This is a genomic window from Pseudomonas sp. SDO5591_S426, from assembly GCF_054070755.1.
The window spans coordinates 57,860-83,864 of record NZ_JBSVXD010000003.1; the positions used below are offsets into that span (position 1 = coordinate 57,860).

General features: G+C 57.9%; 23 protein-coding genes and 3 tRNA genes. 23 read left to right on the forward strand and 3 right to left on the reverse strand.

Features of this window, described 5'->3' with window-relative positions; genetic code table 11:
• Nucleotides 1–199: 199 nt before the first annotated feature.
• The 6 genes from dnaJ (at nucleotide 200) to ACW9JC_RS01570 (ending at nucleotide 7,780) form a co-directional block, all read left to right on the forward strand.
• Nucleotides 200–1,324 carry a molecular chaperone DnaJ gene (gene dnaJ, locus ACW9JC_RS01545; RefSeq protein WP_150703930.1) on the forward strand — a complete coding sequence of 375 codons (1,125 nt, stop codon included), beginning with the start codon at nucleotides 200–202 and terminating at the stop codon, nucleotides 1,322–1,324.
• Between the two features lie 10 nt (nucleotides 1,325–1,334).
• Complete coding sequence (gene dapB, locus ACW9JC_RS01550) at nucleotides 1,335–2,141, forward strand: 4-hydroxy-tetrahydrodipicolinate reductase (RefSeq protein WP_457453143.1); 807 nt, start codon at nucleotides 1,335–1,337, stop codon at nucleotides 2,139–2,141.
• Nucleotides 2,142–2,400: 259 nt separating this feature from the next.
• Complete coding sequence (carA, locus tag ACW9JC_RS01555) at nucleotides 2,401–3,537, forward strand: glutamine-hydrolyzing carbamoyl-phosphate synthase small subunit (RefSeq protein ID WP_007973130.1); 1,137 nt, start codon at nucleotides 2,401–2,403, stop codon at nucleotides 3,535–3,537.
• A gap of 115 nt (nucleotides 3,538–3,652) precedes the next feature.
• On the forward strand, nucleotides 3,653–6,874 hold the full coding sequence (gene carB / locus ACW9JC_RS01560) for a carbamoyl-phosphate synthase large subunit (RefSeq protein WP_457453145.1): 3,222 nt from the start codon (nucleotides 3,653–3,655) through the stop codon (nucleotides 6,872–6,874).
• Nucleotides 6,871–7,347 (forward strand): transcription elongation factor GreA, encoded by a 477-nt coding sequence (greA, locus tag ACW9JC_RS01565; protein ID WP_150633542.1) that lies wholly within the window; start codon nucleotides 6,871–6,873, stop codon nucleotides 7,345–7,347. The genes carB and greA overlap by 4 nt, the downstream gene beginning before the upstream one ends.
• Nucleotides 7,348–7,375: 28 nt before the next feature.
• Entirely contained in the window at nucleotides 7,376–7,780 is a 405-nt protein-coding gene (locus ACW9JC_RS01570) for an MFS transporter (RefSeq protein ID WP_457453174.1), read from the forward strand.
• A gap of 9 nt (nucleotides 7,781–7,789) precedes the next feature.
• Here the strand turns inward: ACW9JC_RS01570 and ACW9JC_RS01575 are convergent, their stop codons facing one another.
• On the reverse strand, nucleotides 7,790–8,098 hold the full coding sequence (locus tag ACW9JC_RS01575; RefSeq protein ID WP_007942889.1) for a YhbY family RNA-binding protein: 309 nt from the start codon (nucleotides 8,096–8,098) through the stop codon (nucleotides 7,790–7,792).
• 101 nt (nucleotides 8,099–8,199) lie between these two features.
• Between ACW9JC_RS01575 and rlmE the strand changes: the two genes are divergently transcribed.
• The 16 genes from rlmE (at nucleotide 8,200) to ACW9JC_RS01655 (ending at nucleotide 23,728) form a co-directional block, all read left to right on the forward strand.
• Complete coding sequence (gene rlmE, locus ACW9JC_RS01580) at nucleotides 8,200–8,829, forward strand: 23S rRNA (uridine(2552)-2'-O)-methyltransferase RlmE (RefSeq protein WP_338584639.1); 630 nt, start codon at nucleotides 8,200–8,202, stop codon at nucleotides 8,827–8,829.
• Nucleotides 8,830–9,032: 203 nt separating this feature from the next.
• Entirely contained in the window at nucleotides 9,033–10,943 is a 1,911-nt protein-coding gene (gene ftsH, locus ACW9JC_RS01585) for an ATP-dependent zinc metalloprotease FtsH (protein ID WP_338584640.1), read from the forward strand.
• An 8-nt stretch (nucleotides 10,944–10,951) separates the two neighbouring features.
• Nucleotides 10,952–11,803: a dihydropteroate synthase gene (gene folP / locus ACW9JC_RS01590; protein WP_457453148.1), complete on the forward strand. Its 852-nt coding sequence runs from the start codon at nucleotides 10,952–10,954 to the stop codon at nucleotides 11,801–11,803.
• A 16-nt stretch (nucleotides 11,804–11,819) separates the two neighbouring features.
• Entirely contained in the window at nucleotides 11,820–13,157 is a 1,338-nt protein-coding gene (glmM, locus tag ACW9JC_RS01595; protein ID WP_457453150.1) for a phosphoglucosamine mutase, read from the forward strand.
• A gap of 66 nt (nucleotides 13,158–13,223) precedes the next feature.
• Nucleotides 13,224–13,979, forward strand: a complete 756-nt coding sequence (gene tpiA / locus ACW9JC_RS01600; protein WP_416127895.1) for a triose-phosphate isomerase — start codon at nucleotides 13,224–13,226, stop codon at nucleotides 13,977–13,979.
• Nucleotides 13,980–13,983: 4 nt separating this feature from the next.
• A complete protein-coding gene (secG, locus tag ACW9JC_RS01605; RefSeq protein WP_017336473.1) occupies nucleotides 13,984–14,367 on the forward strand; it encodes a preprotein translocase subunit SecG in 384 nt (127 codons plus the stop codon).
• A 21-nt stretch (nucleotides 14,368–14,388) separates the two neighbouring features.
• A tRNA-Leu gene (locus ACW9JC_RS01610) sits at nucleotides 14,389–14,474 on the forward strand.
• Between the two features lie 97 nt (nucleotides 14,475–14,571).
• A tRNA-Met gene (locus tag ACW9JC_RS01615) sits at nucleotides 14,572–14,648 on the forward strand.
• A 138-nt stretch (nucleotides 14,649–14,786) separates the two neighbouring features.
• Entirely contained in the window at nucleotides 14,787–15,245 is a 459-nt protein-coding gene (gene rimP / locus ACW9JC_RS01620; RefSeq protein WP_007973115.1) for a ribosome maturation factor RimP, read from the forward strand.
• Nucleotides 15,246–15,292: 47 nt separating this feature from the next.
• Complete coding sequence (nusA, locus tag ACW9JC_RS01625; protein WP_008057419.1) at nucleotides 15,293–16,774, forward strand: transcription termination factor NusA; 1,482 nt, start codon at nucleotides 15,293–15,295, stop codon at nucleotides 16,772–16,774.
• A 27-nt stretch (nucleotides 16,775–16,801) separates the two neighbouring features.
• On the forward strand, nucleotides 16,802–19,321 hold the full coding sequence (gene infB, locus ACW9JC_RS01630; protein ID WP_416127894.1) for a translation initiation factor IF-2: 2,520 nt from the start codon (nucleotides 16,802–16,804) through the stop codon (nucleotides 19,319–19,321).
• A 159-nt stretch (nucleotides 19,322–19,480) separates the two neighbouring features.
• On the forward strand, nucleotides 19,481–19,882 hold the full coding sequence (gene rbfA, locus ACW9JC_RS01635; RefSeq protein ID WP_034148332.1) for a 30S ribosome-binding factor RbfA: 402 nt from the start codon (nucleotides 19,481–19,483) through the stop codon (nucleotides 19,880–19,882).
• Between the two features lie 3 nt (nucleotides 19,883–19,885).
• Nucleotides 19,886–20,803 carry a tRNA pseudouridine(55) synthase TruB gene (gene truB / locus ACW9JC_RS01640; RefSeq protein WP_338584646.1) on the forward strand — a complete coding sequence of 306 codons (918 nt, stop codon included), beginning with the start codon at nucleotides 19,886–19,888 and terminating at the stop codon, nucleotides 20,801–20,803.
• A gap of 117 nt (nucleotides 20,804–20,920) precedes the next feature.
• Entirely contained in the window at nucleotides 20,921–21,190 is a 270-nt protein-coding gene (gene rpsO / locus ACW9JC_RS01645; RefSeq protein ID WP_046820615.1) for a 30S ribosomal protein S15, read from the forward strand.
• Nucleotides 21,191–21,406: 216 nt separating this feature from the next.
• The gene (pnp, locus tag ACW9JC_RS01650; protein ID WP_007915263.1) at nucleotides 21,407–23,512 is read left to right on the forward strand and encodes a polyribonucleotide nucleotidyltransferase; all 2,106 of its coding nucleotides are present in this window, start codon (nucleotides 21,407–21,409) and stop codon (nucleotides 23,510–23,512) included.
• A 140-nt stretch (nucleotides 23,513–23,652) separates the two neighbouring features.
• Nucleotides 23,653–23,728: transfer RNA gene (locus ACW9JC_RS01655), tRNA-Thr, on the forward strand.
• Between the two features lie 7 nt (nucleotides 23,729–23,735).
• Here ACW9JC_RS01655 and ACW9JC_RS01660 read toward each other — a convergent pair.
• Nucleotides 23,736–24,242 carry a hypothetical protein gene (locus tag ACW9JC_RS01660; protein ID WP_457453153.1) on the reverse strand — a complete coding sequence of 169 codons (507 nt, stop codon included), beginning with the start codon at nucleotides 24,240–24,242 and terminating at the stop codon, nucleotides 23,736–23,738.
• Nucleotides 24,243–24,539: 297 nt separating this feature from the next.
• On the opposite strand from ACW9JC_RS01660, the gene ACW9JC_RS01665 reads away from it, so the two are divergent.
• Nucleotides 24,540–24,845 carry a DUF6388 family protein gene (locus tag ACW9JC_RS01665; RefSeq protein WP_457453175.1) on the forward strand — a complete coding sequence of 102 codons (306 nt, stop codon included), beginning with the start codon at nucleotides 24,540–24,542 and terminating at the stop codon, nucleotides 24,843–24,845.
• Between the two features lie 107 nt (nucleotides 24,846–24,952).
• Here the strand turns inward: ACW9JC_RS01665 and nadC are convergent, their stop codons facing one another.
• Entirely contained in the window at nucleotides 24,953–25,801 is an 849-nt protein-coding gene (gene nadC / locus ACW9JC_RS01670) for a carboxylating nicotinate-nucleotide diphosphorylase (protein WP_338584649.1), read from the reverse strand.
• Nucleotides 25,802–26,005 lie beyond the last annotated feature (204 nt).

Genomic DNA, 26,005 nt, shown 5'->3' on the forward strand with positions numbered 1-26,005 from the left:
TTTTACAGCATGCGACAGCGTTTGCGTGCTGGAGGCATGGCCGGGAATGCTCCTGCTTTCCGAGCTGAAAGTGCCACATCGAAACAAGACCAGGATCGTTGAATTGACGTGAGTTGGGTCCGGGCCTGTATTGGGGCTCAACGAGTTCGACGAGGCTCAGGAGAGGTTTGTCGAACGTCCTCAAGAGTGCAAATGACTTATGGCAAAGCGTGACTATTACGAAGTATTGGGTGTTGAGCGCGGCACAAGCGAAGCGGACCTGAAAAAGGCCTACCGTCGCCTGGCGATGAAGCACCACCCGGACCGTAATCCCGACGACAAAGCGTCGGAAGAGATGTTCAAAGAGGCCAACGAGGCCTACGAAGTGCTGTCCGATTCCAGCAAGCGTGCGGCGTACGATCAGTACGGCCATGCCGGTGTCGACCCGAGCATGGGTGGCGGCGGTGCCGGTTTCGGTGGCCAGAACTTCTCCGACATCTTTGGCGATGTCTTCAGTGACTTCTTCGGTGGCGGTCGCGGCGGTTCCCGTGGCGGCGCTCAGCGCGGCAGCGATTTGCGCTACACCCTGGAGCTGGATCTGGAAGAAGCGGTGCGCGGTACGACCGTGAATATCCGCGTTCCGACATTGGTCAACTGCAAGCCATGCGATGGCTCGGGTGCCAAGAAAGGTTCTTCGCCAGTGACCTGCCCGACCTGTGGCGGCATTGGTCAAGTGCGCATGCAGCAAGGCTTCTTCTCGGTGCAGCAAACCTGCCCGCGCTGCCATGGCCAGGGCAAGATTATTTCCGATCCGTGCGATTCCTGCCACGGCGAAGGTCGTGTCGAAGAGTACAAGACCCTGTCGGTGAAAGTGCCGGCCGGTGTTGATACCGGTGATCGTATTCGTCTGTCGGGCGAAGGCGAGGCGGGCGCTCAAGGCGGACCGACCGGCGACCTGTACGTGGTGATCAACGTGCGCGAGCACTCGATCTTCCAGCGTGACGGAAAGCACCTGTTCTGCGAAGTGCCGATCAGCTTTGTCGACGCGGCGTTGGGTGGCGAGCTGGAGATTCCGACCCTTGATGGTCGAGTCAAACTGAAAATCCCTGAAGGGACTCAGACCGGCAAGCAGTTCCGCGTGCGTGGCAAAGGCGTCGCGCCTGTGCGTGGCGGCGGTGCCGGTGACTTGATGTGCCGTGTGGCGGTCGAGACGCCGGTCAACCTGAGCCGTCGTCAACGCGAAATGCTCGAAGAGTTCCGCAGTTCGCTGGCGGACGACAACAGCCATTCGCCGAAAACCACTGGCTGGTTCGAAGGCGTGAAGCGCTTCTTCGGCGATTTGTAAGGAGACAGGCATGCGACGTATTGCTGTGATGGGTGCCGCCGGGCGCATGGGTAAAATCCTGGTCGAGGCGGTGCAGCAGCGTGCGCCACTGACCGGTTTGACGGCCGCCATCGTGCGGCCTGGCAGCACGCTGATTGGTGTGGATGCCGGCGAACTCGCTTCGTTGGGGCGTATCGGCGTGCCGCTGTCTGGCAATCTGGATGCGGTGGCGGAAGAGTTCGATGTGTTGATCGACTTCACGCTGCCGGAAGTCATGCTGAAAAATCTGGCGTTCTGCCGCAAGGCGGGCAAGGCCGTGGTCATCGGCACCACTGGGCTGGATGCTGCGCAGAAGCAGCTGCTGACCGAGGCGGGCAAGGATATTCCCATCGTGTTCGCCGCGAATTTCAGCGTGGGTGTAAACCTGTCGCTGAAACTGCTGGAAATGACGGCGCGGGTGCTCGGCGATGATGCGGATATCGAAATCATCGAAGCGCATCATCGGCACAAGATCGATGCGCCTTCAGGCACTGCCTTGCGTATGGGTGAGGTGATTGCCGGCGCGCTGGATCGTGACCTGTCGAAAGTCGCGGTTTACGGGCGTGAAGGCCATACCGGTGCGCGTGAGCGTGAAACCATCGGTTTTGCCACGGTTCGTGGTGGTGATGTGGTTGGTGATCACACTGTGCTGTTCGCTTGTGAAGGCGAGCGCCTGGAAATCACCCACAAGGCATCCAGTCGCATGACCTTCGCCAAGGGCGCGGTGCGTGCTGCATTGTGGCTGGACGGGCGCGAGCCTGGCCTTTACGACATGCAAGACGTGCTCGACCTGCGTTAAGATGCACCCGAAATCGGGCTCGCGCACAGCGTTTGAGCCCGGTTTTGTTCCGCCAAGCGACGACCTGTCGCATTCTCTGGCCTTTCGGGCTCATTGGCGGTAGACCAAAAATGCCTTTTTCTGTAAGCTACAGCTTTAGTGTGTCCACTAAAAGCGCGCAGAATAATTCAGTGAAGAAGCGGGGTGACGTGTCCATACGTCACTCCGCTTTTTTACAACCTGCGATCGCCCTTTCAGGCTTTATTTACGGGAGGTCTTCTTGACTAAGCCAGCCATACTCGCCCTTGCTGATGGCAGCATTTTTCGCGGCGAAGCCATTGGAGCCGACGGTCAAACCGTTGGTGAGGTGGTGTTCAACACCGCAATGACCGGCTATCAGGAAATCCTTACCGATCCTTCCTACGCCCAACAGATCGTTACCCTGACTTACCCGCACATCGGCAACACCGGCACCACGCCGGAAGACGCCGAATCGAACCGCGTCTGGTCCGCTGGCCTGGTCATCCGTGACCTGCCACTGGTAGCGAGCAACTGGCGTAACACGATGTCTCTGTCCGACTACCTGAAGGCCAACAATGTTGTCGCCATTGCCGGTATCGACACCCGCCGCCTGACGCGCATCCTGCGTGAAAAAGGCGCGCAGAACGGCTGCATCATGGCCGGTGACAACATTTCCGAAGAGGCCGCCATCGCCGCTGCCCAGGGTTTCCCTGGCCTGAAAGGCATGGACCTGGCGAAAGTCGTCAGCACCAAGGATTCCTACGAGTGGCGCTCGACTGTCTGGGATTTGAAAACCGACAGCCACGCGACGATCGATGCCTCCGAGCTGCCGTACCACGTGGTTGCCTACGACTACGGCGTCAAGGTGAACATCCTGCGCATGCTGGTAGAGCGCGGTTGCCGTGTGACGGTCGTGCCGGCGCAAACGCCTGCTGCCGATGTGCTGGCACTGAAGCCGGACGGCGTGTTCCTGTCCAACGGCCCTGGTGATCCGGAGCCTTGCGACTACGCGATCCAGGCGATCAAGGACGTGCTGGAAACCGAGATCCCGGTCTTCGGTATCTGCCTCGGTCACCAACTGCTGGCCCTGGCCTCCGGCGCCAAGACCCTGAAAATGGGTCACGGTCACCACGGTGCCAACCACCCGGTCCAGGATCTGGATACCGGCGTCGTGATGATCACCAGCCAGAACCACGGTTTTGCGGTAGACGAAGCGACCCTGCCAGCCAACGTCCGCGCGATCCACAAATCGCTGTTCGACGGCACCCTGCAAGGGATCGAGCGTACCGACAAGAGCGCCTTCAGCTTCCAGGGTCACCCTGAAGCCAGCCCTGGCCCGAACGACGTAGCGCCTTTGTTTGATCGCTTCATCAACGAGATGGCCAAGCGACGCTGATCGCTCGCCCTGATGTAGCAACGCTTGAGGGCGGTCCCGACACCGGTGGCCCCCTCAAGCCAGAGATTGAACAAGACGGCTTGCCGACTGACCTGCGGATTTGAGTGACAAACCCATGCCAAAACGTACAGATATTAAAAGCATCCTGATTCTCGGCGCTGGCCCGATCGTGATCGGCCAGGCCTGCGAATTCGACTACTCCGGCGCCCAGGCCTGCAAAGCCCTGCGCGAAGAGGGTTACCGCGTCATCCTGGTGAACTCCAATCCGGCCACCATCATGACCGACCCGGCCATGGCCGACGCCACTTACATCGAGCCGATCAAGTGGCAGACCGTTGCCAAGATCATCGAGAAAGAGCGTCCGGATGCACTGCTGCCGACCATGGGTGGCCAAACCGCTCTGAACTGTGCCCTGGACCTGGAACGCGAAGGCGTTCTGGAGAAGTTCGGCGTAGAGATGATCGGCGCCAACGCTGACACCATCGACAAGGCTGAAGACCGTTCGCGCTTCGACAAGGCGATGAAATCCATCGGCCTGGACTGCCCGCGTTCCGGCATCGCCCACAGCATGGAAGAGGCCAACGCGGTCCTCGAAAAGCTAGGCTTCCCGTGCATCATTCGTCCGTCCTTCACCATGGGCGGCACCGGTGGCGGTATCGCTTACAACCGTGAAGAGTTCGAAGAAATCTGCGCCCGTGGTCTCGATCTGTCGCCGACCAAAGAGCTGCTGATCGACGAATCGCTGATCGGCTGGAAAGAGTACGAAATGGAGGTTGTCCGCGATAAGAAGGACAACTGCATCATCGTCTGCTCCATCGAAAACTTTGACCCGATGGGCGTGCACACCGGTGACTCGATCACCGTGGCTCCGGCACAAACTCTGACGGACAAGGAATACCAGATCATGCGTAACGCCTCGTTGGCGGTACTGCGTGAGATCGGTGTGGAAACCGGCGGCTCCAACGTTCAGTTTGGCATCTGCCCGGACACTGGCCGCATGGTCGTGATCGAGATGAACCCGCGTGTATCCCGTTCCTCGGCACTGGCTTCGAAAGCCACCGGTTTCCCGATCGCCAAGGTCGCGGCCAAACTGGCTGTGGGTTATACCCTCGACGAGCTGTCGAACGACATCACCGGTGGCAAGACCCCGGCGTCCTTCGAGCCGTCCATCGACTACGTCGTCACCAAGCTGCCACGCTTCGCCTTCGAAAAATTCGCCAAGGCTGACGCACGCCTGACCACTCAGATGAAGTCGGTTGGTGAAGTCATGGCCATCGGCCGTACCTTCCAGGAATCCCTGCAGAAAGCCCTGCGTGGTCTGGAAGTCGGTGTTTGCGGTCTGGACGAAAAGGTTGACCTGAGCAATCCGGAAAGCATGAGCGTACTCAAGCGCGAGCTGACCGTGCCGGGCGCCGAGCGTATCTGGTACGTGGCGGACGCAATGCGCGCCGGCATGAGCGTTGAAGACATCTTCGGCATGACCATGATCGATCCTTGGTTCCTGGTGCAGATGGAAGATCTGATCAAGGACGAAGAGAAGGTCAAGACCCTGGGTCTGACCAGCATCGACCGCGACCTGATGTTCCGCCTCAAGCGCAAAGGCTTCTCCGACATGCGCCTGGCCAAGTTGCTGGGTGTGACCGAGAAGAGCCTGCGTGCTCACCGTCACAAGCTGGAAATCTTCCCGGTCTACAAGCGCGTCGACACCTGCGCTGCGGAATTCGCCACCGACACCGCTTACCTCTACTCGACGTACGAAGAAGAGTGCGAAGCCGCACCGTCGGGCCGCGACAAGATCATGATCCTGGGCGGCGGTCCGAACCGTATCGGCCAGGGCATCGAGTTCGACTACTGCTGCGTACACGCGGCACTGGCCCTGCGCGAAGACGGGTACGAGACCATCATGGTCAACTGCAACCCGGAAACCGTTTCCACCGACTACGACACCTCCGATCGCTTGTACTTCGAACCAGTGACCCTGGAAGACGTACTGGAAATCGTCCGCGTCGAGAAGCCAAAAGGCGTGATCGTCCAGTACGGCGGCCAGACCCCGCTGAAACTGGCGCGTGCCCTGGAAGCCGCTGGCGTGCCGATCATCGGCACCAGCCCTGACGCCATCGACCGTGCCGAAGACCGTGAGCGCTTCCAGCAAATGGTCCAGCGCCTGAACCTGCGTCAGCCACCAAACGCCACCGTGCGCAGCGAAGACGAAGCGATTCGTGCCGCCGCGAAGATCGGTTATCCGCTGGTGGTGCGCCCGTCCTATGTATTGGGCGGTCGTGCGATGGAAATCGTTTACGAAGAAGAAGAACTCAAGCGCTACCTGCGTGAAGCGGTTCAAGTTTCCAACGACAGCCCGGTGCTGCTGGATCACTTCCTCAACTGCGCCATCGAAATGGACGTGGACGCGGTTTGCGACGGCAAAGACGTCGTGATCGGCGCGATCATGCAGCACATCGAGCAGGCTGGTGTTCACTCCGGTGACTCCGCATGCTCGCTGCCACCATACTCGCTGCCGGCGCACATCCAGGACGAGATGCGTGAGCAGGTCAAGAAAATGGCCCTGGAACTGGGTGTGATCGGTCTGATGAACGTTCAGTTGGCGCTGCAAGGCGACGACATCTACGTCATCGAAGTCAACCCGCGCGCTTCCCGTACCGTACCGTTCGTGTCCAAGTGCATCGGTGTTTCCCTGGCTATGATCGCGGCTCGCGTGATGGCTGGTAAGACTCTGAAGGAAATCGGCTTCACCAAGGAAATCATTCCGAACTTCTACAGCGTGAAAGAGGCTGTGTTCCCGTTCGCCAAATTCCCAGGCGTTGACCCGATCCTCGGCCCAGAAATGAAGTCGACCGGTGAAGTGATGGGCGTGGGCGACACCTTCGGTGAAGCGTTCGCCAAGGCCCAGATGGGCGCCAGCGAAGTGCTGCCGACCGGCGGTACTGCGTTCATCAGCGTGCGTGACGACGACAAGCCGCTGGTTGCGGGCGTGGCCCGTGATCTGATCAACTTGGGCTTTGAAGTGGTTGCCACTGCCGGTACTGCCAAGCTGATCGAAGCCGCAGGCCTGAAAGTGCGCCGCGTGAACAAGGTGACCGAGGGCCGTCCACACGTGGTCGACATGATCAAGAATGACGAAGTCACCCTGATCATCAACACCACCGAAGGTCGTCAGTCGATCGCTGATTCTTATTCCATTCGTCGCAACGCTCTGCAGCACAAGATTTACTGCACCACCACCATTGCTGCTGGCGAAGCTATCTGCGAAGCGCTGAAGTTCGGTCCCGAGAAGACCGTACGCCGCTTGCAGGATCTACACGCAGGATTGAAGGCATGATCAAATACCCAATGACCGTCCAGGGCGCCAAAGCCCTGGAAGAGGAGCACGCTCACCTGACCAAGGTCGTTCGTCCGAAGCTCAGCCAGGACATCGGTACGGCCCGCGAGTTGGGTGACTTGAAGGAAAACGCCGAATACCACGCTGCTCGCGAGCAGCAGGGTATGGTCGAGGCGCGGATCCGTGACATCGAAGGCCGGATTCAGAATCAGGTCATCATCGATGTCACGACCATTCCGCACACCGGCAAAGTGATTTTCGGCACCACCGTCGAAATCGCCAACGTCGAGACGGATGAGCGCGTCACTTACCACATCGTGGGTGAGGATGAGGCTGACTTCAAACTCGGCAAGATTTCGGTCGGCTCGCCACTGGCCCGCGCCTTGATTGCCAAGGAAGAGGGTGATGTGGTCGCCGTGAAAACGCCTGGTGGCGTTATCGAGTACGAGATTGTCGAAGTTCGCCACATCTAAAGGCGTGCGCTCGCTCCGTGCGGGCGCCATGCTCTGGCAGCTGGCCCAGATGTTTTGGGTTGGCGGCCTGTGGTTGTTGCACATCGGTCTGCCGCCGGTGCTGGGTCAAATCGGCCTGGCACCGCTGCTGGTTGATGAAATCGCAGGCACGCTCAATGCGCTGATGGTCGGATTCTCAGCCGCGTGCGTGATTTTTCAGGCTTTGGTGCTGATACAGGCCGAGGGCCTTGCCAGTCTATGGCGCGATATTCGTGGGCAACTGCTGTTGATGGCGCTATATGCGTGCGGGATGTACATCGTCGTGCGCATCGGCTGGCCGGATGCGGTGCGTTGGCAGGTTTTCAGCTTTTTGATTCTGGGCTTCTCCGGGCTGGTGCTGGTATTGCAGCCGGTGCCGGGATGGAGTGGCAGGGTGCGCGAAGCACACCCGTAACCCTTGTCATCACTTGAAGCGATGAACGTTCGACAGTTGCTTGTTGACGCTGAAGTTCTTGCGGTAAATCAGTGCCATCTTGCCGATGACCTGAACCAGGTCCGCTTTGCCGACCTTGCACAGTTCTGCAATGGACGCCAGGCGCGACTCGCGATCGAGGATGTTGAGCTTGATCTTGATCAGCTCGTGATCCGCCAAAGCGCGTTCAAGTTCGGCTAGGACACCTTCAGTCAAACCGTTGTCTGCCACAATCAGAACTGGTTTCAGATGGTGGCCAATGGATTTGTACTGTTTCTTCTGCTCTTGAGTGAGCGGCATAATCTGACCCTTTCGTCTGGATTCTGTAAAATGGCGGCCATTTTACCCGAGGGTTCGTGACTCCGCCCAACTAATCACGACCCTTATCATCGAGGTGCCCAATGGCGCGTTCCAAGACAAGCCTTGAGTGGCTGAAAAGACATGTCAATGATCCCTACGTGAAGCAGGCGCAGAAGGACGGCTACCGCTCGCGTGCGAGTTACAAGCTTCTGGAGGTCCAAGAGAAATACAAGCTGATCCGTCCGGGTATGACCGTTGTCGACCTGGGTGCGGCGCCCGGTGGCTGGTCGCAGGTCACTAGCCGGCTGATCGGTGGGCAGGGGCGTCTGATCGCCTCGGACATCCTCGAAATGGACAGCATTCCGGACGTGACTTTCATCCAGGGTGACTTCACCCAGGACGAAGTGCTCGCTCAGATCCTGGAAGCCGTGGGTAATTCACAGGTGGACCTTGTGATTTCCGATATGGCCCCCAATATGAGTGGTACGCCTGAAGTGGACATGCCCAAAGCCATGTTCCTGTGTGAGCTGGCGCTTGACCTGGCGGAGCGGATACTCAAGCCTGGTGGTAATTTCGTGATCAAGATTTTTCAGGGTGAAGGTTTCGATGTTTACCTGAAGGACGCCCGTAAGAAATTCGACAAGATCCAGATGATCAAGCCGGACTCTTCTCGTGGCAGCTCTCGCGAGCAATACATGTTGGCTTGGGGATATCGCGGCCGCAGTGAGTAAAACGAGCTTTTTTGGCCGGGGCGATAGGTTTTTCGTATTTCGCCTCGCGTGCATAAGCGAATATTGTGTAGAAAGTGTTTCACAAAGGGTTACAGACGGCGCCTGCCAGAGTTGTAGGTAATGTAGTAAGTTAGGCCGGTGAATATCATGCGAAGCGCGCGCCACCAGCGGCGCTTGCTTCAGAGGGTAGTTAATTGAACGATATGGCAAAGAATCTGATCCTGTGGTTGATCATCGCGGCAGTCCTGGTGACGGTGATGAACAACTTCTCCAGCCCTAACGAGCCGCAGACCCTCAACTATTCCGACTTCATCCAGCAGGTCAAGGATGGCAAGGTCGAGCGCGTAGCGGTTGATGGCTACGTGATTACCGGCAAGCGCAACGATGGCGACAGCTTCAAGACCATTCGTCCGGCAATCCAGGACAACGGTTTGATCGGCGACCTGGTGGATAACCATGTCGTGGTCGAAGGCAAGCAGCCTGAACAGCAAAGCATCTGGACCCAACTCCTGGTTGCCAGCTTCCCGATCCTCGTGATCATCGCCGTGTTCATGTTCTTCATGCGGCAGATGCAGGGCGGTGCCGGTGGCAAGGGCGGGCCGATGAGCTTCGGCAAGAGCAAGGCGCGCCTGCTCTCTGAAGATCAGGTCAAAACCACTCTGGCTGACGTCGCTGGTTGCGATGAAGCCAAAGAGGAAGTCGGCGAGTTAGTCGAGTTTCTGCGGGATCCGGGCAAGTTCCAGCGTCTGGGCGGTCGCATTCCACGCGGCGTGCTGATGGTGGGTCCGCCGGGTACCGGTAAAACCTTGCTGGCCAAGGCGATTGCTGGCGAAGCCAAAGTGCCGTTCTTCACCATTTCCGGTTCCGATTTCGTCGAAATGTTCGTCGGTGTCGGTGCCAGCCGTGTTCGCGATATGTTCGAACAGGCCAAGAAACACGCTCCATGCATCATCTTTATCGACGAAATCGACGCCGTCGGTCGTCACCGTGGTGCCGGTATGGGCGGCGGTCATGACGAGCGCGAGCAGACTCTCAACCAGTTGCTGGTGGAGATGGACGGTTTCGAAATGAATGACGGCATCATCGTGATTGCCGCGACCAACCGTCCCGACGTACTGGACCCTGCACTGCTTCGTCCGGGCCGTTTCGACCGTCAGGTTGTGGTCGGTCTGCCGGATATCCGTGGTCGCGAACAGATTCTCAAGGTCCACATGCGCAAAGTGCCAATGGGTGACGACGTCGCTCCGGCCGTGATCGCTCGTGGTACTCCGGGCTTCTCGGGTGCTGATCTGGCCAACCTGGTCAACGAAGCATCGTTGTTCGCTGCCCGTGCCGGCAAGCGCATCGTCGAGATGAAAGAGTTCGAACTGGCCAAAGACAAGATCATGATGGGTGCCGAGCGCAAATCCATGGTCATGTCCGAGAAAGAAAAGCAGAACACCGCTTATCACGAAGCCGGCCACGCCATTGTTGGTCGCGTCGTGCCTGAGCATGATCCGGTCTACAAGGTGTCGATCATTCCGCGCGGTCGTGCGCTGGGTGTGACCATGTTCCTGCCGGAAGAAGATCGCTACAGCCTGTCCAAGCGTGCGCTGATCAGCCAGATCTGCTCGCTGTACGGTGGTCGTATCGCTGAAGAAATGACCCTGGGCTTCGATGGTGTTACTACCGGTGCATCCAACGACATCATGCGTGCCAGCCAGATTGCGCGGAACATGGTGACCAAGTGGGGCCTGTCCGAGAAACTCGGTCCGTTGATGTACGCCGAAGAAGAGGGTGAAGTGTTCCTCGGTCGTGGCGGTGGCGGTCAGAGTGCGAGCTTCTCGGGCGAGACAGCGAAGCTGATCGACTCTGAAGTGCGCAGCATCATTGATCAGTGCTACGGCACAGCTAAGCAGATCCTCACGGACAACCGTGACAAGCTCGACGCCATGGCTGACGCCCTGATGAAGTACGAAACGATCGACGCCGAGCAGATCGACGACATCATGGCGGGGCGCACCCCGCGCGAACCGCGTGATTGGTCGGGTGGTACCGGTACGTCCGGAACGCCTCCGGCGGTGCAGGATGAGCGTCCGCAAACACCTATCGGCGGTCCGGCTGCTGACGTTTAAGGTTTGAAATGACTTCTGTTCAGTCCTCGACCCGGTTGCCTTGCGGCAACCGGGTTCTTGATTTGGCCCAGACGCATGTCATGGGCATTCTCAATGTCACTCCCGATTCTTTCTCCGATGGTGGCCAATACAGCCAGCTCGATGCGGCTTTGCGCCATGCTGAAGCCATGGTTGCGGCCGGCGCGACGCTCATTGATGTTGGTGGTGAATCGACACGGCCAGGCGCCAGGGCGGTTTCACCGCTGGAAGAGCTGGAGCGCGTTGCGCCGATCGTCGAGCGGATACATCGCGAGCTGGATGTGATTATTTCCGTCGATACCTCCACGCCAGCCGTCATGCGCGAAACCGCACGGCTGGGGGCTGGGTTGATCAATGACGTGCGCTCATTGCGCCGCGATGGAGCTCTGGATGCGGCGGCAGCCACGGGTTTGCCTGTGTGCCTGATGCATATGCTCGGTGAGCCGGGCGACATGCAGGACAACCCGCAGTACCGGGACGTTACGAAAGAGGTGGGCGAGTTTCTTGCCGAACGCATGGCTCAGTGTGAGGCAGTGGGTATTCCGGCTGAACGGATCATTCTCGATCCGGGTTTTGGTTTCGCCAAAACCTTGCAGCACAATCTAAGCTTATTCAAACATATGGAAGCTTTGCATGCCTTGGGGCGGCCCCTTTTGGTCGGGGTTTCGCGAAAGAGCATGATAGGGCAGGCCTTGAATCGCCCGCTGGGTGAGCGCTTGTATGGTGGTCTCGCGCTCGCGGCGCTGGCTTCGAACAAGGGTGCGCGTATATTGCGCGTCCATGATGTAGCCGAAACAGTCGATGTGGTGAGGATGATCGCCGCAGTGGAATCAGCCGAATAAGAATGATGGAGCACTTATGACTAAGAAATATTTTGGCACCGACGGCATTCGTGGTCGGGTCGGTGAGTACCCGATCACTCCTGACTTCATGCTCAAGCTGGGCTGGGCCGCGGGCATGGCATTTCGCAAGATGGGTGCCTGCAAGGTGCTGGTCGGCAAGGACACGCGGATTTCCGGATACATGTTTGAATCGGCACTTGAGGCCGGGCTGACTTCGGCGGGTGCCGATGTGATGCTCCTGGGCCCGATGCCGACTCCGGCCATCGCTTACCTGACGCGTACCTTCCACGCTGAAGCCGGTATTGTGATCAGTGCTTCGCACAATCCGCATGACGACAACGGCATCAAGTTTTTCTCCGGCAAGGGCACCAAGCTTCCGGATGAAGTCGAGCACATGATCGAAGAGTTGCTCGATACCCCGATGACAGTGGTTGAGTCGAGCAAAATCGGCAAGGTCTCGCGAATTAACGACGCTTCCGGCCGCTACATTGAATTCTGCAAAAGCAGTGTGCCAACCGGTACCAGTTTCGCGGGTCTGAAAATCGTTATCGACTGCGCCCATGGAGCGACCTACAAGGTTGCGCCTAGCGTTTTCCGGGAGCTAGGCGCCGAGGTCGTGGTGCTGTCCGCGCAACCCAATGGTTTGAACATCAATGAAAATTGCGGTTCGACACACATGGGGCAGTTGCAGGCAGCCGTTCTGGCCGAGCACGCCGATCTGGGTATCGCGTTTGATGGTGATGGTGACCGTGTTCTGATGGTCGATCACACCGGCGCCATCGTCGATGGCGACGAGTTGCTGTACATCATTGCCCGCGATCTGCATGAGCGCGACAAGCTGCAAGGCGGCGTAGTCGGTACGCTGATGAGCAACCTGGGGCTGGAATTGGCCCTGGCGGACCTGGCGATTCCATTTGTGCGGGCCAATGTCGGTGACCGTTATGTCATCGCTGATCTGCTTGAGCGTAATTGGCTGGTCGGCGGCGAGAACTCCGGCCATATCGTTTGCTTCAATCACACCACGACCGGTGATGCGATTATCGCAGCGCTACAGGTGCTGATGGCGCTGAAGACTCGTTCCGAAGGCTTGGGTCAGGCTCGTCAGGCGCTGCGCAAATGCCCTCAGGTGCTGATCAACGTGCGTTTTGGCGGTGGTGCGAGCCCTCTTGATCACCCATCGGTGAAAGAGGCCAGCGAGCGTGTGACCAAGGCCATGGCGGGGCGCGGGCGGGTACTGTTGCGCAAGTCCGGAACGGAGCCGCTGGTACGCGTCATGGTTGAAGGCGAAGACGAAACGCAGGTTCGTGGCTACGCCGAAGAGCTGGCAAAACTGGTTACTGAAGTTTCTGCCTGAATTCGGCTTGCCAGCCATGATTGTGTTGGGTAACATCTGCGCCCACTTTGACCGACGAGGTACAGCATGCGTCGCCCTATGGTAGCTGGTAACTGGAAGATGCACGGTACCCGCGCCAGCGTCGCTGAGCTGATCAACGGCCTTCGTGACTTGGCCTTGCCGAGCGGTGTTGATGTCGCGGTATTCCCGTCCTGCCTGCATATCAATCAAGTGATTGACGGCTTGCAAGAAAAGTCGATTTCGGTCGGCGCGCAGAATGCTGCGGTGGAATCAGGACAAGGTGCGTTGACTGGTGAAGTTGCACCGAGTCAGTTGGTGGATGCAGGTTGTTCCCTGGTGCTTGTCGGGCACTCCGAGCGCCGCCAGATTTTGGGCGAGCAGGACGCAGTGCTGATCCGCAAGTTCGCAGCGGCACAGGCAAGTGGCTTGATCCCGGTGTTGTGTGTAGGGGAGACCCTCGAGCAGCGCGAAGCGGGGAAGACTGTCGAAGTCGTCTCGCGTCAGCTGGGCAGCATCATCGACGAGTTGGGTGTCGGTGTATTTGCAAATGCAGTAATTGCTTACGAGCCGGTCTGGGCCATTGGCACCGGGCTGACTGCTTCGCCGCAGCAGGCGCAGGATGTGCACGCAGCCATCCGTGCCCAGTTGGCGGCAGAGAATTCTGAAGTCGCACAAGGTGTGCGGCTTCTATACGGCGGCAGCGTGAAGGCGGCCAATGCGGTCGAACTGTTCGGCATGCCGGATATCGATGGGGGCCTCATTGGTGGGGCTTCCCTGAATGCAGATGAGTTCGGTGCGATCTGTCGCGCCGCGGGAAACTGAAAAAATGCTGGAAACAGTCGTAGTCGTTTTTCATCTGCTGGGTGCATTGGGCGTAGTTGCTCTCGTATTGCTGCAGCAGGGTAAAGGTGCGGATGCTGGCGCGTCTTTCGGAGCAGGTGCTTCAAATACTGTGTTCGGAAGCCAAGGTTCCTCTACCTTTCTTAGTAAGTTTACTGCTATACTTGCCGCAGGTTTTTTCATAACCAGCTTGGGGTTAGGATACTTTGCTAAAGAGAAGGCTCACCAGCTGACTCAAGTAGGTCTCCCAAATCCAGCGGTACTGGAAGTTCCAAAGCAACAACCGGCTTCTGATGATGTCCCGGTGCTTCAAGAGCAAAAGTCGGCTACTCCAGCGACTGACGTGCCTCCAGCTCAAGAGCAGAAGTAAGAAGGTTTAAAACGTAGTATTGCCGAGGTGGTGGAATTGGTAGACACGCAACCTTGAGGTGGTTGTGCCCATAGGGTGTAGGGGTTCGAGTCCCCTTCTCGGTACCAATTAGTCAGGAGAGCCCGCTGTTGCGGGCTTTCTTGCAGGTGGAAGGTTACATTGACCCTGTAGGGGATCGGTCGTATACTTCCGCCCCAGCTTTGTCGCGGGGTGGAGCAGTCTGGTAGCTCGTCGGGCTCATAACCCGAAGGTCGTCGGTTCAAATCCGGCCCCCGCAACCAGTTTAAGGAGCCCCTTTTAAGGGGCTTTTTGTTAGCTGGACACTTTCAACGCCGCTGTTCGACGGCGTTTCAAGGATGGGCGTTTCGCCCATTTTTTTATTTTGCATAGCATGCACATACATGCACTAGGGGGTTCAGGTGTCGAGCAAGCTAGAAGAGTTGCAGGCCTTGCTGGCCCCGGTGGTCGTGGCCCTAGGCTATGAATGCTGGGGTATTGAGTTTTCGGCCCAGGGTCGTCACTCGATGTTGCGCGTTTATATCGATAAAGAGGGCGGCGTGCTGGTGGACGATTGCGCCATTGTCAGCCGTCAGATCAGCGGTGTGCTGGATGTTGAAGATCCAATCTCCGTTGAATACACCCTTGAAGTTTCCTCGCCTGGCATGGAACGCCCTCTGTTCACTCTTGAGCAGTTTGCAAAATTTGCCGGTGAACAAGTGAAGATCAAGCTGCGCTCGCCTTTTGAAGGTCGACGCAACTTTCAGGGCCTTCTGCGCGGCGTAGAAGAGCAGGATGTAGTGGTGCAGGTAGAAGACCATGAGTTCCTGTTGCCGATCGATATGATCGACAAGGCCAACATTATTCCCAGTTTTGACTGAGACGCGGATCCCGCGGATCCAATGGCTTGCGAAAGGCGAGGCGTACGATGAGCAAAGAAGTACTGCTGGTTGTTGAGTCGGTATCCAACGAAAAGGGTGTACCGGCAAACGTAATTTTTGAAGCGCTGGAGCTGGCTCTGGCCACTGCTACCAAAAAGCGTTTCGAGGACGAAGTCGATCTGCGTGTGGAAATCAATCGCCACACCGGTGCTTACGAGACTTTCCGTCGCTGGACGGTCGTCGAAGAAGCTGATCTGGACGATCCGGCCATCGAAACCTGGCCGAGCAAGGTTGCTGAAACGCATCCTGGCGCCAAGGTCGGTGACGTTGTCGAAGAGAAAATCGAGTCCATCGAATTCGGCCGCATCGCTGCACAGACTGCCAAGCAAGTCATCGTGCAGAAGGTTCGCGAAGCCGAGCGCGCTCAGGTTGTTGACGCTTACCGCGAGCGCCTGGGTGAAATCATCTCCGGCACCGTGAAAAAAGTGACCCGCGACAACGTGATCGTCGATCTGGGCAACAACGCTGAAGCGTTGCTGGCTCGTGAAGACATCATTTCTCGCGAAACATTCCGGGTTGGCGTGCGTCTGCGTGCGCTGCTCAAGGAAATCCGCACCGAGAACCGCGGCCCGCAGCTGATCCTGTCGCGTACCGCGCCGGAAATGCTGATCGAGTTGTTCCGCATCGAAGTGCCGGAAATTGCAGAAGGCCTGATCGAAGTAATGGCTGCCTCCCGTGATCCGGGTTCGCGCGCCAAGATCGCCGTCCGCTCCAAGGACAAACGCATCGACCCGCAGGGCGCTTGCATCGGTATGCGCGGTTCGCGCGTCCAGGCAGTGTCGGGCGAGTTGGGCGGTGAGCGTGTGGACATCGTCCTGTGGGACGACAACCCGGCTCAGTTCGTAATCAACGCCATGTCCCCGGCTGAGGTTGCGGCAATTATCGTTGACGAAGATGCCCATGCAATGGACATCGCCGTTGGCGCAGACAATCTGGCTCAGGCCATCGGTCGCGGTGGTCAGAACGTGCGTCTGGCTAGCCAGTTGACTGGCTGGACCCTGAATGTGATGACCGAATCGGACATCCAGGCTAAGCAGCAAGCAGAAACCGGTGACATCCTGCGCAACTTCATCGACGAGCTGGAAGTCGACGAAGATCTGGCACAGGTGCTGGTAGATGAAGGCTTCACCAGCCTGGAAGAGATTGCCTACGTACCGTTGGAAGAAATGCTCAACATCGACGGCTTTGACGAAGACACCGTCAACGAGCTTCGCGCTCGTGCCAAGGATCGTTTGTTGACCAAAGCCATCGCTACTGAGGAAAAGCTGGCAGACGCCCATCCGGCCGAAGACCTGCTCTCGCTTGAGGGTATGGACAAGGATTTGGCGATGGAACTGGCGGTGCGCGGCGTAATTACCCGCGAAGACCTGGCCGAGCAGTCTATTGACGACCTGCTCGACATCGACGGCATTGACGATGATCGTGCCGGCAAGTTGATCATGGCCGCCCGAGCCCACTGGTTCGAGTAATTAGGCGCGGCCTGAGGAGAGAAGTGCATGACGCAAGTCACGGTGAAACAACTGGCCGATGAGGTCAAAACACCGGTAGAGCGCCTGTTGCAGCAGATGCGTGAGGCAGGTCTGCCGCACACCGCCGCCGAAGAAAGTGTGACTGACAGTGAGAAGCAATCTTTGCTGACTCACTTGAAAAGCAGCCACAAGGCGAAAGTGGAAGAACCACGCAAGATTACGCTGCAGCGTAAAACCACCAGCACCCTGCGTGTTGCTGGCAGCAAAAGCATCAGCGTTGAAGTACGCAAGAAGAAAGTCTTCGTACAGCGCAGCCCGGAAGAAATCGAAGCCGAGCGCAAGCGTGAAATGGATGAACGTCGCGCAGTAGAAAATGCTGCACGTCAGAAGGCTGAAGAAGAAGCCAAGCGTCGCGCCGAAGAAGAAGCGCGTCGCCAGCCTGCTGCTGCGCCGACCGCTCCAGCCGAACCTGTTGCCGCACCTGTTGCAGTGGCAGAGCCTGTGCGTGAAAGTGCACCGGTCGTGGCTGCAGCACCAGCTGCCGACGCTCGCAAGCGTGACGAACCACGCCGTCCGGACAAACCACGTGCCGACGATAATAATCGTCGCGGTAGTGGCGATGGCGAGCGCAAAAACGCTCCGCATCGTGCTTCGGTCAAAGAGAAAGCGCCTGCACCACGCGTTGCCCCACGTACTACCGACGAAGAAAGCGATGGCTTCCGTCGTGGTGGTCGCGGCAAGGCCAAGCTGAAGAAGCGCAACGCCCACGGTTTCCAGAGCCCAACCGGCCCTGTCGTGCGCGAAGTGAAGATCGGCGAGACCATCACTGTGGGCGATCTGGCCCAGCAGATGTCGGTCAAGGCTGCTGAAATCATCAAGTTCATGTTCAAACTGGGTACTCCAGCGACCATCAACCAGGTACTGGATCAGGAAACTGCCCAACTGGTTGCTGAAGAGCTGGGCCACAAAGTGACCCTGGTCAGCGACACCGCCCTGGAAGATTCCCTGGCCGAGTCCCTGAAGTTTGAAGGTGAGGCGGTTTCCCGTGCTCCAGTCGTGACCGTAATGGGCCACGTTGACCACGGTAAAACTTCCCTGCTCGACTACATCCGTCGTGCCAAGGTTGCTGCTGGCGAAGCCGGTGGTATCACCCAGCACATCGGCGCATACCACGTTGAAACCGACCGTGGCATGGTGACGTTCCTCGATACCCCAGGTCACGCCGCGTTTACCGCAATGCGTGCCCGTGGTGCCAAGGCGACCGACATCGTGATCCTGGTGGTTGCAGCGGACGACGGCGTGATGCCGCAGACCATCGAAGCTGTTCAGCATGCCAAGGCCGCCGGTGTTCCGCTGGTCGTGGCTGTGAACAAGATCGACAAGCCGGGCGCCGATCTCGATCGCATCCGTAGCGAACTGTCGGTACACGGCGTGACGTCGGAAGAGTGGGGTGGTGACACTCCATTCGTACCAGTCTCGGCGAAGATGGGTACTGGCGTCGACGAACTGCTCGAAGCCGTATTGCTGCAAGCCGAAGTTCTGGAACTGACTGCAACTCCATCGGCTCCTGGCCGTGGTGTCGTGGTTGAATCGCGTCTGGACAAGGGCCGTGGCCCGGTGGCTACCGTTCTGGTTCAAGACGGTACCCTGCGTCAAGGCGACATGGTCCTGGTCGGTTCGAACTATGGCCGTGTACGTGCCATGCTCGACGAGAACGGCAAGCCAATCAAGGAAGCCGGTCCAGCCATCCCTGTCGAGATTCTCGGCCTGGACGGTACCCCGGACGCTGGCGACGAGATGAGCGTGGTTGCCGACGAGAAGAAAGCCCGTGAAGTGGCTCTGTTCCGTCAAGGCAAGTTCCGCGAAGTCAAACTGGCTCGCGCTCACGCTGGCAAGCTGGAAAACATCTTCGAAAACATGGGTCAGGAAGAGAAGAAGACGCTCAACATCGTCCTCAAATCCGACGTCCGTGGTTCGTTGGAAGCGTTGAACGGTGCCTTGAATGGCCTGGGCAACGACGAAGTGCAAGTGCGCGTAGTGGGTGGCGGTGTCGGTGGTATCACCGAATCCGACGCCAACCTGGCACTGGCCTCCAACGCTGTACTGTTCGGCTTCAACGTGCGTGCCGATGCCGGCGCTCGCAAGATCGTCGAGCAGGAAGGTCTGGATATGCGTTACTACAACGTAATCTACGACATCATCGAAGACGTCAAGAAAGCCCTGACCGGTATGCTCGGCAGCGATGTTCGCGAGAACATCCTGGGTATCGCCGAAGTGCGTGACGTGTTCCGTTCGCCGAAGTTTGGCGCGATCGCCGGTTGCATGGTTATCGAAGGTGTTGTTCACCGTAACCGTCCAATCCGTGTACTGCGTGAAGACATCGTTATCTTCGAAGGCGAGCTGGAATCCCTGCGCCGCTTCAAGGATGACGCTTCCGAAGTCCGTGCCGGCATGGAATGCGGTATCGGCGTGAAGAGCTACAACGACGTCAAAGTCGGTGACAAGATCGAAGTCTTCGAGAAGGTTCAGGTTGCTCGCAGCCTCTAACTCGCGCACTTCAAGAGCCGTGATGGCCAGCCGCATGCAACTGTGCGGCGCATCGCCCGGACTCTAAACGCAACGCCCGGTCTGGCTTCTGTCAGGCCGGGCGTTTGCCGCTTTCAGACCTTGCGGGTTTCACCGTGGGGCAGTTACAGGTAACAAGACATGGCAAAAGAATATAGCCGTACCCAACGTATCGGCGATCAGATGCAGCGCGAGCTGGCCCAACTGATCCGTCGCGAAGTCAAAGACCCGCGCGTCGGCCTGGTCACCATTACTGCTGTGGAAGTCAGCCGTGACGTCGGTCACGCGAAGATTTTCATTACCGTGATGGGGCAGGACAGCGCCGAAGACATCGCACAAAGCATCAAGGTGCTGAACTCCGCCGCCGGTTTCCTGCGGATGCAGTTAGCTCGTGAAATGAAGCTGCGCAGCGTTCCACAGTTGCACTTCCACTACGACGAGAGCGTCGTACGCGGTGCGCACCTGTCGGCATTGATCGAGCGCGCAGTGGCTGAAGACAATCAGCATCCGGTTGCGGCAGAAGCCGAAGACACCAAGGAGTAATCGGTGGCTCAGGTCAAACGTATCCGTCGTAACGTCAGCGGCATCATCCTGCTCGACAAACCGCTGGGGTTTACTTCCAACGCGGCCTTGCAGAAGGTTCGCTGGTTGCTCAACGCCGAGAAGGCCGGACACACCGGCAGTCTCGATCCCTTGGCCACCGGTGTGCTGCCGTTGTGCTTCGGCGAGGCCACCAAGTTCTCGCAATACCTGCTTGATTCCGACAAGGGTTACGAAACCCTGGCGCAATTGGGCAAAACCACCACCACGGCGGATGCCGAGGGTGAGGTTTTGCAGGAGCGCCCGGTGACCGTTGGTCGCGCCGATGTCGAAGCTGCTTTGCCGGGTTTTCGCGGTCAAATCAGTCAGATACCGCCGATGTACTCGGCACTCAAGCGTGATGGGCAACCGCTGTACAAGCTGGCCCGTGCTGGCGAAGTAGTGGAGCGTGAACCGCGTTCTGTTACTATTGCGCGCTTGGAATTGCTGGCCTTCGAAGGTGATACTGCGCGACTGGCAGTGGATTGCAGCAAAGGCACCTATATTCGTACCCTGGTGGAGGATATTGGTGAACAACTCGGTTGTGGCGCTTACGTGGCAGAATTGCGACGTACCCAGGCCGGGCCTTTCACGCTAGCCCAGACGGTTACCCTGGAAGAGCTGGAAGCGGTACATGCCGAAGGCGGCAACGAAGCGGTCGATCGCTTCCTGATGCCATCGGACAGCGGCCTGCTGGATTGGCCACTGCTGCAATTCTCGGAAGCGAGCGCGTTCTACTGGCTCAACGGCCAGCCGGTACGTGCCCCGGATGCTCCGAAGTTCGGCATGGTGCGGGTACAGGATCACAATGGTCGCTTCATCGGTATCGGTGAAGTGAGCGAAGACGGGCGCATCGCGCCACGTCGACTGATTCGGTCAGAATGACCGAACGAGGGTGGCTGTTAACAGGCACGGTCACTACTCATTTTTAGATACAGGGATTTGTCCCTGGCCTGTTGAAACTGTTTTTCTGAAACAGTTTCCTGATAAAAGGATTGCCTCATGGCTCTCGACGTTCAAGAAAAAGCTCAAATCGTAGCTGACTACCAGCAAGCTGTTGGTGACACTGGTTCGCCAGAAGTGCAAGTTGCACTGCTGACCGCCAACATCAACAAACTGCAAGGTCACTTCAAGGCCAACGGTAAAGATCACCACTCCCGTCGTGGTCTGATCCGCATGGTTAACCAGCGTCGTAAGCTGCTGGACTACCTGAAAGGCAAAGACGTGAGCCGTTACAGCGCTCTGATCGGTCGCCTGGGTCTGCGTCGCTAATAAGCGATTGCGCTAGAGGTTGGTTGTCTGTCGTGCGTCAGCGGTTTTCCGCCGGCGCATGGCAGGCTCCCAGCCTCAAGTTTTATCTGGATGTCTGCTTTACTGCTTTACCTGTGTGAGTACACCCGGACAACCGGTCGGGCCGATTCCCGACATTGCCCAAGAATTTCGCAAGAAACCCGTTTCCCCAAGAGCCACAAAAGAAGGTAGGACACCGTGAACCCGGTAATCAAAAAATTCCAGTTCGGTCAGTCGACCGTTACCCTCGAGACTGGCCGTATCGCCCGTCAGGCCTCCGGCGCAGTATTGGTCACCGTTGACGACGACGTCAGCGTATTGGTGACCGTAGTCGGTGCCAAACAAGCCGATCCAGGCAAGGGCTTCTTCCCTCTGTCTGTTCACTACCAGGAAAAGACTTACGCTGCCGGTAAGATCCCTGGCGGTTTCTTCAAGCGTGAAGGCCGTCCTTCCGAGAAAGAAACCCTGACTTCCCGACTGATCGACCGTCCGATCCGTCCGCTGTTCCCAGAAGGTTTCATGAACGAAGTGCAGGTTGTCTGCACCGTCGTTTCCACCAGCAAGAAGACCGATCCGGACATCGCTGCGATGATCGGTACCTCGGCTGCGCTGGCAATCTCCGGTATTCCTTTCGATGGCCCGATCGGCGCAGCCCGCGTCGCTTTCCACGAAAGCACCGGCTACCTGCTGAACCCGACTTACGAGCAACAAGCTGCTTCGAGCCTGGACATGGTCGTTGCCGGTACTTCGGACGCTGTGCTGATGGTTGAATCGGAAGCCAAAGAGCTGACCGAAGACCAGATGCTGGGCGCGGTACTGTTTGCTCACGACGAGTTCCAGGTTGTGATCAACGCTGTTAAAGAACTGGCTGCCGAAGCTGCCAAGCCAACCTGGACCTGGGCTCCTGCGCCAGAAGCCACCGAACTGCTGGGCGCTATCCGTGCCGAGTTCGGCGAAGCGATCTCCCAGGCTTACACCATCACCGTCAAGGCCGACCGTTACGCTCGCCTGGGCGAGTTGAAGGATCAGGTTGTTGCCAAGCTGTCCGGTGAAGAAGGCCAGCCTTCGTCCAGCGAAGTCAAAGCGGCTTTCGGCGAAATCGAATACCGCACCGTTCGCGAAAACATCGTAAACGGCAAGCCACGTATCGACGGTCGCGACACCAAGACCGTACGTCCGCTGAACATCGAAGTCGGCGTTCTGCCAAAGACCCACGGCTCGGCTCTGTTCACCCGTGGTGAAACCCAGGCTCTGGTTGTTGCGACTCTGGGCACCGCCCGTGACGCACAGCTGCTGGACACCCTGGAAGGCGAGAAAAAAGACCCGTTCATGCTGCACTACAACTTCCCTCCGTTCTCGGTGGGCGAGTGTGGTCGCATGGGTGGTGCTGGTCGTCGTGAAATCGGTCACGGCCGTCTGGCCCGTCGTTCGGTTTCGGCCATGCTGCCTGCCGCTGACGTGTTCCCGTACACCATCCGCGTTGTTTCGGAAATCACCGAATCCAACGGTTCCAGCTCGATGGCTTCCGTTTGCGGTGCTTCCCTGGCCCTGATGGACGCTGGTGTACCGATGAAGGCACCGGTTGCCGGTATCGCCATGGGTCTGGTTAAAGAAGGCGAGAAATTCGCAGTCCTGACCGACATCCTGGGCGACGAAGACCACCTGGGCGACATGGACTTCAAAGTAGCCGGTACCGCTAAAGGCGTTACTGCGCTGCAGATGGACATCAAGATCAAGGGCATCACCGAAGAGATCATGGAGATCGCTCTGGGCCAAGCCCTGGAAGCGCGCCTGAACATCCTCGGCCAGATGAACCAGATCATCGGCCAGTCGCGTACCGAACTGTCGGCCAACGCACCGACCATGATCGCGATGAAAATCGACACCGACAAAATCCGTGATGTCATCGGTAAAGGCGGCGCGACCATTCGTGCGATCTGTGAAGAGACCAAGGCTTCGATTGATATCGAAGACGACGGCTCGATCAAGATCTTCGGCGAAACCAAGGAAGCGGCTGAAGCTGCACGTCAGCGCGTTCTGGGCATCACCGCTGAGGCTGAAATCGGCAAGATCTACGTCGGTAAGGTTGAGCGCATCGTCGACTTCGGCGCATTCGTCAACATCCTGCCGGGCAAGGACGGTCTGGTTCACATCTCCATGCTGAGCGACGCTCGCGTAGAGAAAGTGACCGACATCCTGAAAGAAGGCCAGGAAGTGGAAGTACTGGTACTGGACGTGGACAACCGCGGCCGTATCAAGCTGTCCATCAAAGACGTAGCAGCAGCCAAGGCTTCGGGCGTTTAATCACCCGCCAGGCTTGTCCGCTTCAGCGTTGTAAAAAAGGCCCCGCAGTGAAAACTGCGGGGCCTTTTTTTATCCGGTGAAAAACCGGGATACGGGTCGAAGTTGCCGGTATTGCTTCGCGATGCTAGGTTTAGCCCACTGCCCGTGTAGCTCAGTCGGTAGAGCAGCGCACTCGTAACGCGAAGGTCGCAGGTTCGATTCCTGTCTCGGGCACCATCCCCGTTTACTTCACCTTGCTTCTCAAATCGTCGACAGTGCGTTTGAGCTGATCCATTTCGCGATCCTGATCACTGACTTCCCGTTTGAGATTCGATATTTCGCTGTTGCTGGAGCTCGAGCTGGAACCGCTGTTGCGCTTCAACTCTTCGACCTGCTTGCTCAGATTTTCCAGATCACGCTCCTGCTCGTTGACGGTGCGCTTGAGCTCGTCGATCTCTTTGCCGCTTGAACTTGAGCTGGAACCGCTGCTGCGCTTGAGTTCTTCGATCTGGCGCGCTTGATCGTTGAGGGTGGTTTGCATCGCCTTCAGGTCGCTGACGTCGAAATCTGTCTTGACCATGACGTCTTTGCCATACTCACTTTGAATCGCTGTGATTTTGCCGCTGGAAGACGAGTAGCCATTACTCAATTCAATGCCGGCCAGTGCCGTTCCCGGTAGCGCCAGCATCCCCAGCAGTGCCGTGATTGTGGTGGCTGACAGTGCAGACGAAAGCTTCGAAAAACTACGCATCACTTGAGTTCCATGTGGGGTGCTATATGGCACATCGCTATGACTCGGGGCCTTATCTAATGTTCCCGAGTGCCACCGGCGGTGAATGCTTTTTTTTGTGGATGGATGTAAAGAGTCGTGTAAATCGTCCGACAAAAGTCCTATATTCGGTGCCTGCATGAGCTTCGCCCAGCAGTTTTCAGATGATCCCGAATGGTTCTGAAGGCCAGACAAACCGGGCTGCAAACGGTTTTTTGCGTCAGAGAGATCCTTGATGATCCAGATCCATCTTCCATTCCCATGATCAGCGAGAACGCCATGACCGTGAAAGAATTGACTCAAGAAAAACGACACGAAGAAGCCCTGAAAAAATACATGCTGGATGCGCCCCAACTGATAGACGAGATCAAGGACCTGCCGGCCGACGATCAGAAAGACCAGATTCAGTGGGCTTTCGAGGATGAGGCCGAAGCCCAGGGCTTGCAGCCGTGGGAACTGACGCTCAAGTACACATCAAGTCCCGAAGAATTCGAGGCTGCCCGCCTGGCGTTGCACAAAGAGGCCGCCGAGGTCTTGGGTGTCGAGTGGGAAGAGTACTGCGAGATGAACAATCTGGTGGTTTGACGAAAACTCTAACTGACCCGCTTTTGTAGGCGCGAGGCTTGCCCGCGATAGCGTCCTTGAGATCGCTATCGCCGGCAAACCGTGCTCCTACAGGTTTGCTGTGCGGGTCAGAGACTCAGTCGCATCGACAAATCAACGGCCTTCACATCCTTGGTCATCGCGCCAATCGAGATGTAGTCCACACCGGTTTCGGCGATCGGTAGCAGGGTGCTTTCGTTGATCCCGCCACTGGCTTCCAGTTTTGCCTTGCCGCCGTTCAAGCGTACGGCTTCGCGCATGTCATCCAGGCTCAGTTCGTCGAGCATGATGATGTCGGCGCCGGCCGCCAGGGCCTCTTTGAGCTCAATCAGGCTTTCCACTTCAATCTCCACCGGTTTGCCCGGCGCGATCTTGTGTGCGGCGGCGATGGCCTGCGCGATGCCACCGCACGCGGCGATATGGTTTTCCTTGATCAGGAAGGCGTCATACAGGCCGATGCGATGGTTGTGGCAACCGCCGCAGGTCACGGCGTACTTTTGCGCCAGGCGCAGACCCGGCAAGGTCTTGCGGGTGTCCAGCAGTTTCACCTGAGTCCGGGCCACGAAGTCGGCCAGATACTGCGCGCGGGTGGCTACGCCGGACAACAGTTGCAGGAAATTCAGCGCGCTGCGTTCACCGGTCAGCAGCGAACGAGCCGGGCCTTCGAGGTGGAACAACACTTGATTGGGCTTGACCCGCTCGCCATCGGCGACCTGCCAGTGCACTGCAACCCGCGGGTCCAGTTGCCGAAACACGTTATCCACCCAGGCAGTACCGCAGATGACGGCGGCGTCGCGGGTGATGATGGTGGCTTTGGCCAGGCGTTCGGCCGGGATCAATTGCGCGGTGATGTCGCCGCTGCCGACGTCTTCGAGCAACGCACGGCGCACGTTGGCTTCGATTTCGGCGGTCAAATCGGCGAGACGTAGATTCGGCATAACGGGCTCCACAAACAAAGTGGCCCGATTATAGGGCCATGGCGCGGAGCAACCCAAGGCATCCGAGACGTTGCCATCGCTCTGAAGCCTGCATTTGGTCGATTCCCTCCAGCAACCGGGCTCTTGAAGCGGTGATCGGCAATCTGCGAGCACTCAATCGCGGCAAGTGATCGCGTCCTGAGGGGCTATCGCGGCATACTGGGC